The sequence below is a fragment of the Terrilactibacillus tamarindi genome (assembly GCF_009718825.1).
Taxonomy (GTDB): Bacteria; Bacillota; Bacilli; order Bacillales; family Sporolactobacillaceae; genus Terrilactibacillus; species Terrilactibacillus tamarindi.
Genome location: NZ_WNHB01000018.1, coordinates 1 through 17921, shown reverse-complemented (window position 1 = coordinate 17921; position 17921 = coordinate 1). Strand labels below are relative to the sequence as shown.

Here is a 17921-nt window from a genome sequence, read left to right as displayed (position 1 = left end):
GTCAAATGATAGAACAACACATATAGACTTCGAGTAATCGGACCGTTGTTTCTTACCTTTTCGTTTTTATTTAACTCTCTAGGAGGTAACTGATTTGAAAAGAAGAATTTTATTGAAAGTTTTTTTAGCACTATTGCTCATCTTTCCTTTTAATCTTTTTAATACTGGGGGGAATTATCAGGCGGATGCGCTAACTTCAGATGGTTCCATGACTGTCACGGAAGCCCTTGCGAGTTATGAAATTAATAAAGAGAATACTGACACAGTAGAGGGATACATTGTCGGACACGCAACAGGTTCTAATACAGCCAACTTTAACGCCCCTTTCAGTAATGATTTCAATTTCTTAATTGCTGATTCCCCGACCGAACATGATAAAACCAAACTTATCGATGTTCAAATACCTAGTGGCAACAGAAACCAGTTTGGGCTTCAATCAAACCCAAGTATTGTAGGCAAAAAAGTCAAAATAACTGGAAGTTTTCAAGACTATAATAGTTTTCCTGGATTAAAGTTGGTAACGGGGATTTCTTTTGTCGATGACTCAGATAATCCACCTCCAACGGATCCGACTTCAATCGATCCGCTAGGTGGGACAGGAAAGAAGGTTCTCTTTGATAATACTCACGGTGAGACAGCTGGAGCCGCAGATTGGGTCATCAACGGTGGATTTTCAGATTTTGCGGATGGATTAAAAGCTGACGGTTTTACTGTTGATCAATTAGACCGTTCCATTCCATATGATTTTGGCACAGAGGCAATTACTTTAGATAAATTAAGCCAATATGATGTATTTATCCTAGGAGAAGCCAATGTGCCTTTTAAGGCATCCGAGCAGCAAGCTATGCTTGATTATGTGAAAAATGGGGGTAGTATATTTTTTATCGCCGACCACTATAACTCTGACCGAAACCTCAATCGATGGGACTCAGGCGAAATCTATAATGGCTATCGCCGAGGTGCATGGGGGAATCCAACGAAAGGGATGGGAACTGAAGAAGCAAATTCTGCCGCAATGAAAGACGTTACCAGCTCTGATTGGTTAAAAAATAACTTTGGTGTTAGATTCCGTACGAATGCAATTGGGGATATCACAAATGGAGAAACAGTTGTTTCGCCAAGTGACTCTTTCGGAATTACTCAAGGGGTTACAACGGTTGAAATGCATGCAGGTAGTACGTTATCCATTATTAACCCTGATATTGCCAAAGGCTTAATCTTTCTTCCAAAAAATCCATCTAAATGGTCACCAGCCGTAGATGAAGGTGTTTACAACGGTGGTGGCATTGATGAAGGTGCCTTTGCTGCCATCTCGAAGGTAGGTAAAGGAAAAGCGGCCTTCATTGGTGATTCCTCACCTGCAGAGGATTCTACACCAAAATATCTTCGTGAAGATAATGGTAGAAAAAAAACGGGTTTTGATGGTTTTTCAAAAGAAGGACAGGATAAGGCTTACTTTGTTAATACAGTTGAATGGCTTGCCAACCAAGAGGACTACACTAGCTTTGAAGGAAAGATCCCATTAAGCCAGCCTACGCCGCTAAGAGACGATGAAAAAGATCCTTCACTTTCAACAGAACCTGAACATGAGCCATGGACCACACCACCATCCGGCTATAAGTGGTATGACTCTTCTACATTCAAGCCGGGCTCATTTGGTTCAGAGAAAGAAGCTACGACACCGACCATTCCAGAGCTCACAACTATTGCTAATGCTAGACAAGCGGATGAAATGAGCCATGTCACAGTTGAAGGCGTTATAACGACGAAACCAGGAATATGGGGGTCAAAGGGCTTTTATCTTCAAGATCAGACAGGTGGGGTCTACGTTTACCAGGGGACTGATAACTATCATCTGGGACAAAAAGTTAGATTAACTGCCCAAAAATCAACCTATAATGGAGAAATAGAACTATCCAACATTATTCAGTCTTCTGATGAAGGGGATGGAACCGTTCCCTCTCCGTCGGTTGTTACGACTATTGATAGCAGCAATCAAGGTCAATTAGTCACTTTACAGAAGGCGACGGTAAAGAACATCTCGAAAACCGATAGCTATGGGACATTTGAATTTGATGCTGTAAATGGAGACGCGACAACTCGAGTACGAGTAGATAGCCGAGGTGGCATGCCATATGATGATTTTATCGCGACCTATAAAGAAGGATCTGTGTTAAACATTACTGGATTGGCGAGTATTTTTAAAAATACCTATCAAATAAAACCCCGTTCAGCGGAAGATTTAATTGATGCTGAATCATCACCGGTCAATGTCCAACTCCTTGGCATTAATGATTTGCATGGTAAAATTGATCAGCATTACAGTCTGGACTTAAACGGAGACGGAAGTAACGACGGGACCTATGGAGGAATGGAGTATCTTGCTTCATACATTAAACAACGTGAAAAAGCCATTCCGAACTCACTACTCGTAGGTGTCGGTGATATTATCGGTGGCAGCCCGCCATTATCTGCCTTATTCCAAGATGAACCCACGGTCGATATTATGAACGCCATGGGGATGGATGTTAGCACAATCGGAAACCATGAATTTGATGAAGGAACAACGGAACTTCTGCGCATGGTTAATGGCGGTGACTACCCAAAAGATAATGAAAATCGGTCATATGAAGGCATGAATTATCCCGAGCTTGCTGCAAATGTAGTGTACAAAGATTCCGGACAACCAATTTTGCCTCCATATGCAATCAAAACAGTTGGCGGTGAACAAATTGGCTTTATAGGTGTAACGACAAAGAGCACCCCAGATATGGTAATGCCAGGTGGCATTCAGGATATCAGATTTACGGATCCGGTTGAAGCCATCAATCAATCCGTTAATGAATTGCACAAGAAGGGGGTTCATGCTATTGTCGTTCTCGCTCACTCCCCAGCAACACAAGGATCGGATGGATCTATTACAGGAGAGGCAGCAGATTTGGCGAAGAGTGTTGATGATGACGTCGATGTCATTTTCGCCGCTCACAACCATGCTGTCGATAATGGTACAGTCGACAACAAGCTAATTGTACAAGCCTCTGAATACGGAAAGGCTTTCAGTGATGTGGATTTAACGATTGACCCGGCAACAGATGATATCGTTAAGAAATCCTCAGACATTACCTTTGTAGATGATAGTAAGGTTGAGCCAGATCCTATAGTGAAAAGCATTCTCGATAAATATGAGACCCAAGCGGCACCCAAACTCAATGAAGTTGAAGGCGAAGCCTCTATAGCCATGGAAGGTGGCTATGCGACCAAGGGTGAAAAAGGCGATAATGCGTTAGGAAATTTAGTTGCCGATAGTATGAAATCGACCATGAATAGTGACTTCGCACTTATGAATGGAGGTGGAATCCGTGATAACCTCGATAAAGGGGATATTACCTGGAATGATCTCTTTAACATTCTACCTTTTGGTAACACACTAGTAAAAATGGATATTACCGGGAAGGATCTGCAGGACATTCTAAATGCCCAATTAAGTACGTATTATGGACCAGATTTCAGTGTAGCTGGTTTTAAATACACCTGGGATACCAATACAGGGAGAGCCGTCGATATCTATCTACCAGATGGTAACAAAATCTCTAATGATAAAACTTATACGCTAACAGTCAACAACTTTATGGCAACGGCAACAGGAGCTAAGTATAAGGCGATTGGGGATGCAGGTAAAAACTTGGTTCAGGGTCCGGTCGATGTTGATGCTCTGGTCGACTTCGTAAAAAGTTTTGATAAACCACTTGCTTACACATCAGAAGGCCGGATTTCTGAGGTCTATGTCCCACGAGATCCCGATCCAAATGCCAAAGTACTTTCTCTAGCCGATGCAAAAGCACAAGCCGATAATACCAAGGTAACCGTTGAGGGTGTTGTCACATCGACACCAGGCGAGTTTGGCAATAATAAAAGTTTTTATCTACAGGATGGAACAGGCGCGATTAATGTTTATCAATCACTGGATCCTGGATTGAAAATTGGTGACAAGGTGAAAATAACTGCAACCAAATCCACCTATAACAACGAGGCCGAATTGAAATATATGACCGCATCACAAGTTGTAGATCATGTGAATCTCTCACCTAAGGTCGTTCCTAACCTTTCTGATGATCTTAAGTATCAACTTGTCTCTCTTCAAAATGTAAAGATAAGTAACATTTCAGAACCTGACAGTTATGGAAACTTTACATTTGATGTCGTAAACGGTGATCAAACGACTACGGTATCAATTGATGGTAGAACCGGAATTAAATACGTAGAATGGACTAAGAAATTCCATCAAGGGGATTACGTGACTGTCTCAGGCATAGCATCAGGGGATAAGTTAAGGCCCAGATTAATGGATGATATCATACCAGCCATCCAAAATAACGTACTTAATGTGGATGTCACAGAGCAAACAGGAGATTCAGCATCGATAACCCTAGACGCCGATCTCATATCCTATGCGATAAAACAGAAGACTATCATTAAAATTAATAAAGGAGACTTCATATTTAAACTTCCTTCATCAGACTTGAAGACCGATCAGTCGTTAACAATAAAAATTTCAAATCGTACAGATGTGACAGACAGTGCTGTCATCGGACAAGTATATAACTTTACGGTAATGCAAGAGGACCAGAAGATTTCCAAATTCAAGACACCAGTTGAAATAACTTATATCGTTGATGCTTCAAAAATAGAGAAACCAGAAACTATTTCAATATATTCCTATAAAGAAGCCAACGGAAAATGGAAAAAAGTTAAGGGAGACTATCAGAATGGCAAAATCAACACTGAGCTCTCTAAAACTATGACTACTGCTGTGAGAGAAGTTGACTCTAAAAAGGATCATAAAAAGTAATATTAAAGAAAACCAGTGTTAAGCAATCTTAATGCTGGTTTTCTTTAATAAAATATCTAAACATACGTTTGAGAAACAAAAGAAGCCAGGTATAATTAAACTAATAGTCTTTAAAGAAGGGAGTTTTTCTTTTTTCTAAATTACTACGTAAAATATCATTTTGACGAAGTAATGTTTAAAGTGTATAATTAAAACGTACCTCGAACACATTTTTTATTAATAACACCTAATTACATAAATATCTTACTTAGGAGGTTTTTTTATGGATGATGAACGCAAATTACATCTTTATGAACGAATCGATGAAAAATCACAAAAACTCCCTTGGTATGTATCAGAATACATTAACAAAAAGAAACGAATCATGTCACCAGCCACGTTATTGAATTATTGTCATGATTATCTGATCTTTTTTGATTGGCTGCTTGCTGAAGGTTTTTATGATGCTGAGTCAACCAATGATATTCCATTAAGCTGTTTAGAATCATTAACGCCTCAGCAAATTGAAAATTTTCTTTCGTACTTACAATTTCGTCTTAATAATTCAACTCTTACTGTAAATCGTAAGCTTTCCGCTTTAAAATCGCTTTTTCACTATTTACAAAATATTGCTGAAACCTCTGACCTTCAGCCCTACATTCAGCGAAATGCGATGGCTAAAATTGAGCTGAATCCGGTTAAAGAAGATCAAGAAGCCGTTGCTCAAAAAATGGCTGGGAAAATTCTTTGGGATAATGAATATGAGCAATTTAGGCAATTTGTTGCACATGATTATGGTGTTGTTTTTAAAGATAATAAAAAACTCTACAACTTCCATGTGCAAAACTGTGAACGAGATACGGCCATTATCTCCCTTATTCTGGGTTCAGGACTTCGACTTTCTGAAGTTGTTGGCTTGAATGTTGATGATATTGACTTTAAAAAGTTCTCAGCTCGAGTCATTCGTAAAGGAAATAAAGAACAATATGTCTTCTTTAGCGAGCAAGCGATGCTTGATTTGCATGATTATATGGCTGTAAGAAGTAAAAAATATGATATCAACCAATCGAATAAAGCTCTCTTTATTTCGTCACCCATGGGACCTAAAGGCACGACACGTAGGCTTAGTCCTCGGGCTATCGAAAATATGGTTCAAAAATACGCAAAAGCCTTTGGTAAACCATCGTTATCTGTTCACAAACTGCGCCACTCGTTTGCTACCCGATACCACGCTGAAAATAATGATATTCCAAAATTAAGACGCCAACTCGGGCACTCTTCTGTTCAAACAACGATGATATACACCCATCTCTCCAATGATGAATTGAAAAAAGCCGTTGATAAAATGGATGAACGTCTCGAAGATCAGTTCCCAAATGAATAAACCTCTTATAGAAAGGAGTGGATGATGCTCCTCCTCCCTCCTTCTATAGTTTTTATAAAATGTCTAGAATTGCCCCGTTCGCTCTTATCTTCTTGCTTCTAAATAGTTTTATAGCCTTCAAAAACTCTCTTCTCTCGTGTCACTAGTATTCACCATTATTTGTCATCGTTTTGAACACGCGCTTTAATCAATTTTTTCTTGTATAGTTTTATTTGTTAGTTTACATAATGTTATTTATATATAGTATTGACTATAAAAAATAAGGAGCAAACATACGTACTCCCTTTTAAAAAAGACTATCTCTATACTGAATAACCCCTCCTTTACACTCTCTTGGTTTGAAGAAGTCTTTTGCTTGACGATGGCTTAATCTCGAAACCATCCTTTCCTTCTAAACCAAAAATAAAGACCAAAACCGATGATAGCCATAACGATCAACGATAAAAAATAACCATATCGCCAGTTTAGTTCCGGCATATACTTGAAATTCATACCATAAAGACCAACAATAAAGGTAAGTGGCATAAAAATTGTCGAAAATACGGTCAAAACTTTCATTATATTATTCATTCGGTAGGACGTAAGAGACATATACCCATCTCTTATATCTGCCGTAATTTCCATATCTGATTCGATCGCATGAGAAAGTCTTGTTAAATTCCTATAAATATTTTGGAATTTTTCTATTTTATTATCTTCTATTTTTACATGATCCGATTCAATCATTCGATGTAAAATATCTTCTAATGGAGCAACTATACTTCTGAATTTTAACAAGTCACTCCGAATATCAAAGACTTGATTAAATACTCTTTTCATGGACTCATTTTTAGATTTTCGATCAATTTTTTCAATTCTCTCTTCTAACGTGTGAATAATAGGGAAATAACCATCTACAATATCATCTAAAGTTAAATACAGAATATCCATTGGATTAATTAACGCATCAGCATTTTCAGCTTTAGAACAAAAGTCCCATGAATGATTGATTTCCGGTAGCTCAGTTTCATGTACGGAGACGATACCATTTTGATTGACAAAAAAATGGACTTTATATCCTTTGACTTTTTTTTCTTCAACGGCAAAGACCCCTAAATAAAAGTTGTCTTTAGCGTATTTTAACTGAGAACGCCTAAACCCCTGTTGATCATTCATAGATTGCCAATCAAGATGTAAGGCACGTTGAAGTTCTTTAAATTCGTCTTTATTTGACTGCTTTAAGTCTATATCAGCCCAAAACCAAGCGATGTTTTCATTATGTAGAGAATGAATAGATAATTGCTTTTGCAATTCACCATCTTTTGATTTTGCTAGTATTCTAGTCATAATAATTCTCCTTTCGTATGTATCATACAGAAAGCCTAAGAGTTAACTATTCCCTATTCAAAAAGAAAATATGCACATGATTCACAACAGATCTATAAAAAGGGAATTGATCACAACTTCATTCATCATTATAATGAATATACAGAAATTTTTTTAGGAGATGATTCTTTGCCAATTAAGATCCCGGAACGTTTACCAGCAAAAGAAGTACTAGAGAACGAGAATATATTCGTTATGACAGATGAAAGGGCAAATAATCAAGATATACGTCCTTTAAATATACTGATTCTTAACCTAATGCCTGAGAAACAAAAATATGAAGCCCAATTACTTAGGCTTTTAGGTAACACTCCCTTGCAAGTCAATGTATCATTTCTACGTATGATGACGCATGAATCAAAAAATACAAGTCATCTCCACTTAGATCAATTTTATAAGAGTTTTGATGAGATTAAACATAAGAAATTTGATGGTTTGATTATAACTGGTGCTCCAGTAGAACAACTGCCTTTTGAAGAGGTGGACTATTGGCAAGAGCTTACAAACATTATGGAATGGTCAAAATCATCCGTAACGTCCACCCTACATATCTGTTGGGGTGCTCAAGCGGCTCTATATTATCACTTTGGAATAGGGAAATTTTTACTTCCAAACAAATGTTTCGGTATTTTTGAACATACCATTCAAGATCGGACGGAGAAACTATTACGGGGTTTTGATGACCTTTATTTTGCACCACATTCACGTCTTACCGATGTAGATATTCATGAAATAGAAAAATGTCCGGATATTAAGCTTTTGTCATCCTCAGAAGAAGCTGGTCCATTCATCATGTCTTCAAAGAATGGGAAGCAAATCATGATTACCGGTCATCTGGAATATGAAGAAGATACTTTGTTAAATGAATACAAAAGAGATCTTGAGCGAGGTTTGAATCCCACATTACCACTCCATTACTTTCCTAACGATGATCCGAACCAAAAACCTTTACATAGGTGGCGTTCGCATGCACATTTACTCTTTTCAAACTGGCTAAACTACTATGTCTATCAAGAAACGCCTTACTTATGGGATTAATACTAGGATGATAGATAATTCTTTTTCACCCAAAAAGCCTTCCTCAATTTGGAAGGCTTTGTTTAATCAAAACAGTGACCAATCAATCATAGGAGTCATAAACTCCCGCTTATGCAAGGGTATCTAAGAATTTATTCTCGTCATTTGTTATTGAGTTTATATATGTTGATCATTTCTCATTATAAATGAGATCGATTCATTCTTGTTTGATAGAAATAGAGCTAAACCCTCATTGTTTAGGCATTCATACTAAATTCGACTAAATCTTAAATAGTGATCGCCTTGATAGACAAGAGATCCTTGATCACCATCGACTAACTGTCCATAATCTAAGCTTGATACTTCGAGTTCAATACGAGCACCACTTTCAACTTGAAAAGTGACAAAATAGTCTGTATTATTTTTGTTTAACGAATCGTTTTCTTGTGTCCGTTTTTGAAGAACAGCCGCTTCAACTTTTGATAAAGGTTGTTTATGATTGTAAGATTCGAGTTTAATATGATAAATAATCGTTGCTGCAATGATCAGAATAAAAAGAATGAAAAATACAGTGATAAATAAAGTAAAACTCATGTTTCCATTCTCCATTAATTGAAAGCTTCCCATTTTATATCGTACAACTCCCCTCTTCAATATATTAGACGGAAAAAGAGTTCAAATGGTTTCACGAAATAATAGATACTATTACCTTCGTCAATTAATCGTTTTTTTCAACCATAATACGGGAAATTGTTGCGCAAATTATAGATTTAAAATAACAAGACCATTTTCTAACGCAATTGATTTGGATTTGGAAGAATCAATTGACTGTAATAATAAAAGAAACCAAGAATGACGATCAGTATGACATAAGCTACCCCTATGACTATCTTTTGTTTCATGGACGTTTTATAATAGTTAGCCACTTGGTCAGCCTTTTGTTGCATTTTCTTTATCTCTTTATCTAACCAAATCAGTCCATCTTCACTTTGGTCGAGCGATGTATTTTTATATATGTCCATTTGTCTTTTATAGTGTTGCTTACGAATTTTTTTGAATGACTTTGATATAGACTGGTTAGCATCAATTTCCATTAATCGTTCAGATAATCGTTTAGAGCGATAATCATCTAAATATTGGGTTTCATTCTTAACATAGATATCTTCGATTTGATTAAATTTATGAAGGAAATCAGCTCGTCTTTTTAATCGACGAATATCATTTTGATAATACCTATGATCAACAGGTTGTCTCAATTGATTAATACATTGAATGATACCAAAAATCAAGATCAAAATAATGATTGGGTTTGGCATAATAAACATCAATCCTGCAAGCAAAATAATCCCTATGAACCAAATTCTTGGTGAAATAGCACTGACAATTCGTCCACCATCAAGCGGGGAAACTGGCAACAAGTTAAACAAATTTAAGATGCTTCCTAAATAGACCATCAGAGCATATAAACTAGAATGCGTTAAGAGATATAAACCAATCGCCAAGAGTGTTGCCAGCATGCCAAGGAAAGGACCCGCATAAGCCACATAACTTTCATCTTTAGAATGTTTTATTTCATCCTTTATACCAACAGTCGCACCAATAAACGGGATAAAGAACACAGGTGATGTCTTGATGCCTCGTTGTTTTGCTGCGATCATATGCCCCGTCTCATGCAAAATAAGGGAATACATCAAAGCCACAGCAAAACTCCATCCATAAAAAATAGCATACACACTTAATGATAATACTAGCGACACGAGAGAAGAAAGTTTAAATGCCTTTAAAACGATTAATAAGAACTTAAATTTTGTTAGAAAAATAAAAAGTAATGAAAAAATCCCCCATATTTCACTTTTCTTTCGTTTCCTCTTGGCCATTGTGCGTCTCCTTCATGAGTAAATCAAGATGCTCCCTTAAAAATACAATGATCTATTTTCCATCAATTAACTAAATATCCACCTATATTAATTATAGCAAATATTCTATTAAATATCAGCGTATTATGGGTCATTTTCCCTTTAAACTCACTTTTTAGTAATCAAACAAAAAAACAAGGTTAGAGTCCTTGTTTTTTGTTTGGGTTTAGTTCCTTTTTAGGCAAATAGATGGTAAAGTTCGTCCCTACACCTACCTGACTATCGACGTCAATCGTTCCAACGTGCATATCGACGATTTTTTTAACAATAGAAAGTCCTAGACCATTTCCGCCTGCTGTACGATTACGTGATTTATCCGCTTTAAAAAAACGTTCAAATAAGTGGACTTGATCTTCATGAGTTATTCCAATTCCTGTATCAGAAATACGAACAATCGCCTCTTTTGGAGTTTGTATTAGACGAATATAAATCTTTCCTTTAACAGGTGTGAATTTAATACTATTACGTATTAAATTGATCCATACATGACTCAGCAATTCTTTATCTGCAAAAATGAGAACCTCATCTAAATCAATATCAAGTAGAAGATCCTTTTTACTCCACTGTGGTTCAACAGATAAAATAATTTGACGAAGTTGTTTATCTAAACGGTACCGTTTTGGATCAAAAGGTTGGTTTTCTGATTCTAATGACGTTAATTTAAGAAGATTATCACTTAATTTAGATAGTCGATCTGTTTCAAGTTCAATAATATTTAGGTTTTGACCAAATAATCATCTGCTCCAAGTTTAAAACCTTTGATTTTGTGGACAGTTTCTCCCTTTGCCGTCAGCATTAATATCGGAAGATCCTGTCCATAATAGCGTCTAATCTCTTCACAGGCTTCATAACCGTCCATATCAGGCATCATAATGTCTAAAACAACGAAATCGACCGTTTGTTCGCTAAGATAGGCAAGAGCTTCTTTTCCATCCTTAGCTTCGATAATAGAAAAACCTTCTTTTTTTAAAAATAATCCCGCTAATTCTCGAATATTTGGATCATCATCCACAACTAATCCATTAATTTCATTCATACCTATTCCATCCTTTTCTTTACAAACTTAGTCCAATTGAAGACCGATCAGCCTTTGAGAATTGGCTTTGATAGAGGTCAGCATAAAATCCATTTTTCTCTAATAAACTTTCATGTGTTCCTTGCTCGACGACCTTTCCTTGATCCATCACTAAAATCAGATCAGCATCTTGAATGGTTGATAATCGGTGAGCGATAATAAAACTCGTTCGATTCTTCATTAATTTGTTCATCGCAAGTTGAATCTGTACTTCTGTTCGCGTATCAACACTACTTGTTGCTTCATCAAGGATTAAAATTGCGGGATCTGCTAATAACGCTCGTGCTATCGTTAATAGTTGCTTTTGACCTTGTGAGAGATTTGATCCCTCTTCGTTTAAAATCGTATCGTACCCATCAGGTAAAGTTCGGATGAAATGATCAGCATTTGCCACTTTAGCTGCAGCTATAATTTCTTCGTCACGCGCATCTTTTCTTCCATATCCAATATTTTCGCGGATCGTACCGTTGAAAAGCCATGTATCTTGAAGAACCATGCCAAATAATTGATGTAAAGATTGCCTTTTAATTTTAGTGATGTCAACATGGTCAATTTGAATGTGTCCAGACCTTAGTTCATAAAAACGCATCAGGAGATTAATGACCGTTGTTTTTCCTGCGCCCGTCGGTCCAACAATAGCTACAGATTGACCTGCTTTTACCTCAATCGACATATCTTCAATGAGTGGTTCGTCATCCTTATATCGAAAGGCCACGTGATCAAATGTTACATCCCCTTTTGGAGATTTTAATATGATAGCCTCTTTATCATCTGGAATCTCTTCTTTTTCGTCTAAAATTTCAAAAACACGCTCAGCCGAAGCCATGGTCGATTGAATAAGGTTTGATATATTGGCTATTTGAGTTAATGGTTGTGTAAACTGTCGTGCATATTGGATAAACGCTTGAATATCCCCTACCTCGATTGTTCGTTTGGTCACTAAAATACCGCCTACGACGGAAATTAAGACATAACCAATATTAGAGACAAACATAATCAGTGGCATCATGATGCCTGATAAGAATTGTGCTCGCCAGGCCGATTGATAAAGTTTATTATTCATGTTCTCGAATGTCTCTATGGCTTGTTTTTCCCGGCCAAAGACCTTTACAACTTGATGGCCCGTGAACATCTCTTCAACATGTCCATTCAAGTGACCAATTTGCCTTTGTTGTTCAACAAAATGTCCTTGTGACTTCCCCGTAATCATCTTTATTCCTATGAAACTTAATGGAATCGTTAAAATTAACAAGATAGTCAGCAAAATGTTGATGGAAAACATCATAACAATAACCCCTATAAAAGTTACAATCGACGTTATCGCTGTTGTTAACCCTTGTTGCAGGGTGTTACTGATATTTTCTGTGTCGTTAACGGCTCGACTAAGAACTTCTCCATGCGTCCGATCATCAAAATATTGTAGCGGCAATTTTGATAGTTTGACATTCACTTGTCGGCGTAAAATATAGACGATCTTTTGTGCAACACCACTCATGAGATATTGCATGAGATAAAGGAATAATGAACTAATGAGATAAAATATCAAAAGTAGAAGTAAAAGATGTCCAATATAGCCAAAATCGATCGATGCATCTGGGACACCTTTGATTTTCAGCATTAACCCTTCAAATAATTTTGTCGTCACTTTTCCAAGTAATTTTGGGGCTATGATAGAAAAAATGGTACTGATGATTGCCGTGATAAAAACAATCAATAGGGTGCCTTTATGGGGTTTTAAGTAACCAAGGAAGCGAAATAACGTTCCTTTAAAATCTTTAACCTTTGGTGCTTGAAAGCCAGGATGATGTCCATGCCTAGGTCCCATCGAATATGATCCTGGTGACGTTCGGGTTCCCTTTTTCATGCAAGTTCCTCCTTATTGACTTGTGATGCCACGATCTCTTGATAGACCTTGCATGACTTCATCAAGGCTTGATGTGACCCTATACCGGCTACTTTGCCATCATCAAGGACAATAATTTTATCGGCATTGATGACCGTACTAATACGCTGAGCCACAATGATACATGTCGCTGCTTGTGTCTGCGTTATTAGCGCTTCTCTCAATTTTGCGTCTGTTTTGTAATCAAGAGCAGAAAAACTATCATCAAAAAGGTAAATAGGCGGTTTTCTTACAAGAGCACGAGCAATGGATAAACGTTGCTTTTGCCCCCCTGATAAATTTTTCCCTCCTTGAGAGACGATGGAGGCATAACCCTCTTTCATCTGACGAACAAACTCATCAGCAACAGCGATGGAAGCGGCTTGTTTTATTTCGTCATCCGTTGCATTATCATGTCCAAAACGAAGATTGTCTTCGACTGACCCAGTAAATAGAACTGCCTTTTGTGGAACATAGCCTATTTTCCGGCGAAGAACTTCAATCGGCCAATTTTTTATATTGATCCCGTCAATGAGAATTTCTCCCTCTGAAACGTCATAAAATCGAGGAATTAAATTTAATAAAGTCGATTTTCCTGAACCGGTTCCACCGATAATAGCCGTTGTTTCCCCAGGTACTGCTGTAAAATTGAGATCCATGAGTGCTGGATTCTCTGCGCCTTTATAGTAAAATGAGACATGTTTAAATTCAACCAAACCCTGTGTTTGTTCTATCTCTTTTTTGTTCAGTTGATGGTTTGTTGAACTCGAAATATCAGGTTTTATAGCTAACACTTCTTGTATGCGCTGGGCAGAGGCTTGACCCCTTGGGATCATAATAAATAACATTGCACCCATCATCAGTGAAAACATAATTTGCATAGCATATTGGATGAAGGCCATTAAATCACCCACTTCCATCGCTCCATGACTAATACGTAGCCCTCCAAACCAAACAACGGCAAGGGTTGCAACATTCATAATGAGCATCATCATCGGCATCATGGCCGCCATAATTTTTTGTACTTGAACAGCCGTCATTGTCATCTCTTGATTCGCTTGATCAAATCTTTTTAGCTCATCCTCTTGTCGATCGAATGAACGAACCACTCGCATTCCTGTTAAACCTTCACGTAAAACAAGATTTAATTGATCCATTTTTTTTGAATGACTTTAAATAACGGCATTCCATGACGAGCAATCAGTAAAATGGTGCCTATTATAACCGGAATGGTAATAACAAGAACAAGGGATAGTTTCGCATCATTATAAAAAGACATAATAATTCCACCAATACACATCAAAGGTGCCATGATCATCAATTTCAAAATCATAAGAAAGACCTGTTCCACTTGGGAGATATCATTGGTTGATCGTGTAATTAATGAAGCCGTCCCTACTTCATCAAATTCATGCAAAGAAAACGATTCGACATGTTTAAACATGCGATTTCGTATGTCTCTCCCGAAACCGGATGCTACTTTGGCGGATAAATAGTTTGCTAAGATGGTGAAACCACCCGCTATTAAGGTGACTAGAAGCATATAAGCTCCCATTAATAAAATGTACGAGATATCACCTTTAACAATCCCTGTATCTACGATATCTGACATTAACGTCGGTAAATACAAGTTAGCAAGGGACTGTAGAAAAACAAAGAGAATCGTCATGACGATGGACCACTTATAAGGATATAAATTCTTTGATAATTTCAGCAAAATAAGTAAACCTCCAATCAAAAATGCACATACTTTTCTTAATCAACCATCATTGTACGCTCTGTTTATGAACGCAAGATGAACAAAACATTTAATTGTGGCAGATTTAACGGATGAAAGTGTAAGAGGGTCATATATGGCAATTTACGGTTTCGTCTTTCAAGGGTCAAAAATTATGAGTTCGGTGGGCCCTTTACTGCCCGTTAAGGCGGGATAAAACGAAGATAAGCTGACAAAAAGGATGTCAGCTTTTCTTTCATTGAAAATGGTGTGTATTGATTTCCTTATGATCCTCTATTATTGCTAAAGGACGTGAGAGGCGTTCAGATGACCATCTTTGATAGAACATACACATACACGAGTTTCTCGGTATTTAATATCGACGATTCATGCGTTCTTTCAAAAGCATGCGAAGATTCTATGCCAGCACCAATCAAGCCGTGGATAATATCATTTCCAGCAGATATAGCAGCCGAGGCGTCAGATCCGTAGTAAGGATAAATATCCACTTTATAATCAATATCATTTTCTTTTGCTAATTCTACAAAATGTTTTCTTAAACCATAGTGATAGGGACCGCTTGAATCTTTCGCACAAATAGAAACCGTATATTCATCTGAAGCCTGTCCATCACCAAGAGCACCCATATCGACCGCAACGTATTCGACTGTCTCAGGTGGAATATTGGAGTTTCCCCCATAACCGATTTCTTCATTATTTGAAATAAGGATATGCGTGGTATAAGGCAACGTGATGTTATCTTCTTTTAAATGCTTCAATAGACGAATAAGGATAGCAACACTTGCTTTATCATCTAAATGGCGGGATTTAATAAAACCACTTTCTGTGATCACAGGACGCGGATCAAACGAAACAAAATCCCCAACTTCAATCCCAAGGGACCTAACGTCTTCTTCATTTGTGACTTTTTCATCAATGCGAACTTCAATGTTTTCGTTACTTCGTTCGGCGTCCCCTGCATCTTTGTAAACATGTACAGACTGCTGATGCATCAGAATTGTTCCAGTGTACGTTTTTCCGGATGAAGTCTCGATTGTACAATATTCACCTTCTACAGCATTCCATTTAAAACCACCAATCATCGATAGTTTTAGTCGGCCATTTGATTTTATTTTTTTGACCATGGCACCTAGTGTATCCACGTGAGCGGTTAAAAAACGGTGCTGAGACTGATTTTCTCCTGGAATCGTGATGAGTAAACCACCTTTGTTATTTCGTTCTGTTTCGTAGCCGTATGTATGTAAAAGATTTTCAACAAACGTGATTATTTTTCCTGTATTGCCTGTGGGACTTGGAATGGATACTAAATCCTTTAATAATTTCATGGTCGCTTTAACATCAGGATAGGTCATCCACACATCATTCCTTTCTTTTCAACTTCTTCATTCATTGTATTCTTCCCTTGTTCTGTTTACAAGTGACAACGTTAACCCTTTTTTTGAGCCACAAGTGTGAAGACTTTTGGGATTCCGATATCATTGATTTTAATATTTGGAGATTCATCTAGTCGAGTGATCGTTAATCCTGCTTCAGCAAAAGCAGTCACAATTTCACCTATCGTCCATTTTCTTAAATAAACGTAATGTTTATTGTCCTGAGATTGCGTTAAATGTTTCGTATAGGCGACTTCTCTTATTTCAAGTTGTTTGTCAAAATAATTCCCTGTGACTTTATGTTTTTTTCCCTTTGAAGTAATTAATTTTGTAGAAATAGGATGGAAATCTTGCAGAATGAGTTTTCCGCTTCGATCAAGCAGCTGATAAACCAAAGTCGCTAAAGGTTCTAAATCAATAAAATAATGAAGAATGCCCAGCTCCATCAAAACAAGATCATACATGGAGTTTTTCTCAGTTTCAGGAAGTGATAAAACGTCTGAAACGATATAATTTAAAGGAACCTCAGCAGCATCGGCCACTTCTCTCGCGTATTTTGCATTTTCATTTGAGATATCCACGACCGTAGATGATGCGCCTAGAATGGCCATGGCAATGGCCTTGGCTCCGTGACTCCCTAGCAAATTAATCACTTTCCTACCTTGAAGATCCCCTAAATACTCAAGTAAATGTGACAATGTTCTTTTTGGGTGAGTACGCAGTTTATGAGCCATTTCGTCAGGACTCCCAAATCGCTTAATCCAAGCCTGATAAGCTTCTTGATTCCAAGCTCCACCGTTTTGAACCGTATTCGATTCTTGTAACTTTTGAAAATGATGTTTAATGGCTCGATAGAGAGAATCTTCCTTTTTTAACAAACGCAGTTCAGCATCCAATGATCGAACCCAAACCGTTGTCTTACCGGTCTTTATTGGTAGGCGAAAAGGATCTGTGACGATGACATGATTAAAATAGAAAATAAAATGAATCGGATGATCTTCGTGTAAATAAGAAAGAATAATCTTTTGGTCATCTTTCATAATCGTTTGAAGCTTACTTTGATCAAAAAGGTAAGGAACTTTAGAGTAGAAGTCCCATTGAACGGAAATAGCGATTGGATCTGTTATAGAAGCTTCAACATCTTGCAGGATACAGGATGCTTCTCCCTCAATGGTGTATGCGATATGTTCTTCATCAAATATCGCTAGAATGGGTTTTATTTGTGTAATTAACGAATCTTTGGATTTCATTGTTTCTCCTTAAGTGTTTGGTTTTCTAAGAATATATCGTTATCTTATCAGAAGCCTTTCATGTCTGCCACTTCTCTATTGCTTTATTAATTA

The 17921-nt window shown here is 37.3% G+C and carries 10 protein-coding genes and 2 pseudogenes; 3 read left to right on the top strand and 9 right to left on the bottom strand.

Annotated elements, in window-relative coordinates:
* Nucleotides 1-94 precede the first annotated feature (94 nt).
* Both GMB86_RS11310 and xerS read left to right on the top strand, forming a co-directional pair.
* Entirely contained in the window at nucleotides 95-4849 is a 4755-nt protein-coding gene (locus tag GMB86_RS11310) for a 5'-nucleotidase C-terminal domain-containing protein (protein WP_155219980.1), read from the top strand.
* 262 nt (nucleotides 4850-5111) lie between these two features.
* Complete coding sequence (gene xerS / locus GMB86_RS11305; protein ID WP_155219977.1) at nucleotides 5112-6212, top strand: tyrosine recombinase XerS; 1101 nt, start codon at nucleotides 5112-5114, stop codon at nucleotides 6210-6212.
* A 366-nt stretch (nucleotides 6213-6578) separates the two neighbouring features.
* On the opposite strand, the gene corA is transcribed toward xerS, so the two are convergent.
* A complete protein-coding gene (corA, locus tag GMB86_RS11300; protein ID WP_155219974.1) occupies nucleotides 6579-7538 on the bottom strand; it encodes a magnesium/cobalt transporter CorA in 960 nt (319 codons plus the stop codon).
* Between the two features lie 168 nt (nucleotides 7539-7706).
* Here corA and metA point away from each other — a divergent pair, with 168 nt between their 5' ends.
* Complete coding sequence (gene metA, locus GMB86_RS11295; RefSeq protein ID WP_155219971.1) at nucleotides 7707-8615, top strand: homoserine O-acetyltransferase MetA; 909 nt, start codon at nucleotides 7707-7709, stop codon at nucleotides 8613-8615.
* A 249-nt stretch (nucleotides 8616-8864) separates the two neighbouring features.
* Here metA and GMB86_RS11290 read toward each other — a convergent pair whose 3' ends face one another.
* The 8 genes and pseudogenes from GMB86_RS11290 to GMB86_RS11255 form a co-directional block, all read right to left on the bottom strand.
* Entirely contained in the window at nucleotides 8865-9221 is a 357-nt protein-coding gene (locus GMB86_RS11290) for a DUF2500 domain-containing protein (RefSeq protein ID WP_155219968.1), read from the bottom strand.
* A 164-nt stretch (nucleotides 9222-9385) separates the two neighbouring features.
* Nucleotides 9386-10471, bottom strand: a complete 1086-nt coding sequence (locus GMB86_RS11285) for a site-2 protease family protein (RefSeq protein WP_155219966.1) — start codon at nucleotides 10469-10471, stop codon at nucleotides 9386-9388.
* 179 nt (nucleotides 10472-10650) lie between these two features.
* Complete coding sequence (locus GMB86_RS15820) at nucleotides 10651-11007, bottom strand: sensor histidine kinase (RefSeq protein ID WP_230459093.1); 357 nt, start codon at nucleotides 11005-11007, stop codon at nucleotides 10651-10653.
* 224 nt (nucleotides 11008-11231) lie between these two features.
* Nucleotides 11232-11546, bottom strand: a pseudogene (locus GMB86_RS11275) (response regulator); the annotation flags it as partial.
* Between the two features lie 19 nt (nucleotides 11547-11565).
* Nucleotides 11566-13449, bottom strand: coding sequence for an ABC transporter ATP-binding protein (locus tag GMB86_RS11270; RefSeq protein WP_155219960.1), 1884 nt, complete (start codon nucleotides 13447-13449; stop codon nucleotides 11566-11568).
* Nucleotides 13446-15184, bottom strand: a pseudogene (locus tag GMB86_RS11265) (ABC transporter ATP-binding protein). Before GMB86_RS11265 ends, GMB86_RS11270 begins: the two are co-directional and overlap by 4 nt.
* 323 nt (nucleotides 15185-15507) lie before the next feature.
* Nucleotides 15508-16557: a M42 family metallopeptidase gene (locus tag GMB86_RS11260; protein WP_155219957.1), complete on the bottom strand. Its 1050-nt coding sequence runs from the start codon at nucleotides 16555-16557 to the stop codon at nucleotides 15508-15510.
* Between the two features lie 74 nt (nucleotides 16558-16631).
* Complete coding sequence (locus GMB86_RS11255) at nucleotides 16632-17828, bottom strand: class I SAM-dependent methyltransferase (RefSeq protein WP_155219954.1); 1197 nt, start codon at nucleotides 17826-17828, stop codon at nucleotides 16632-16634.
* Nucleotides 17829-17921: the final 93 nt, after the last annotated feature.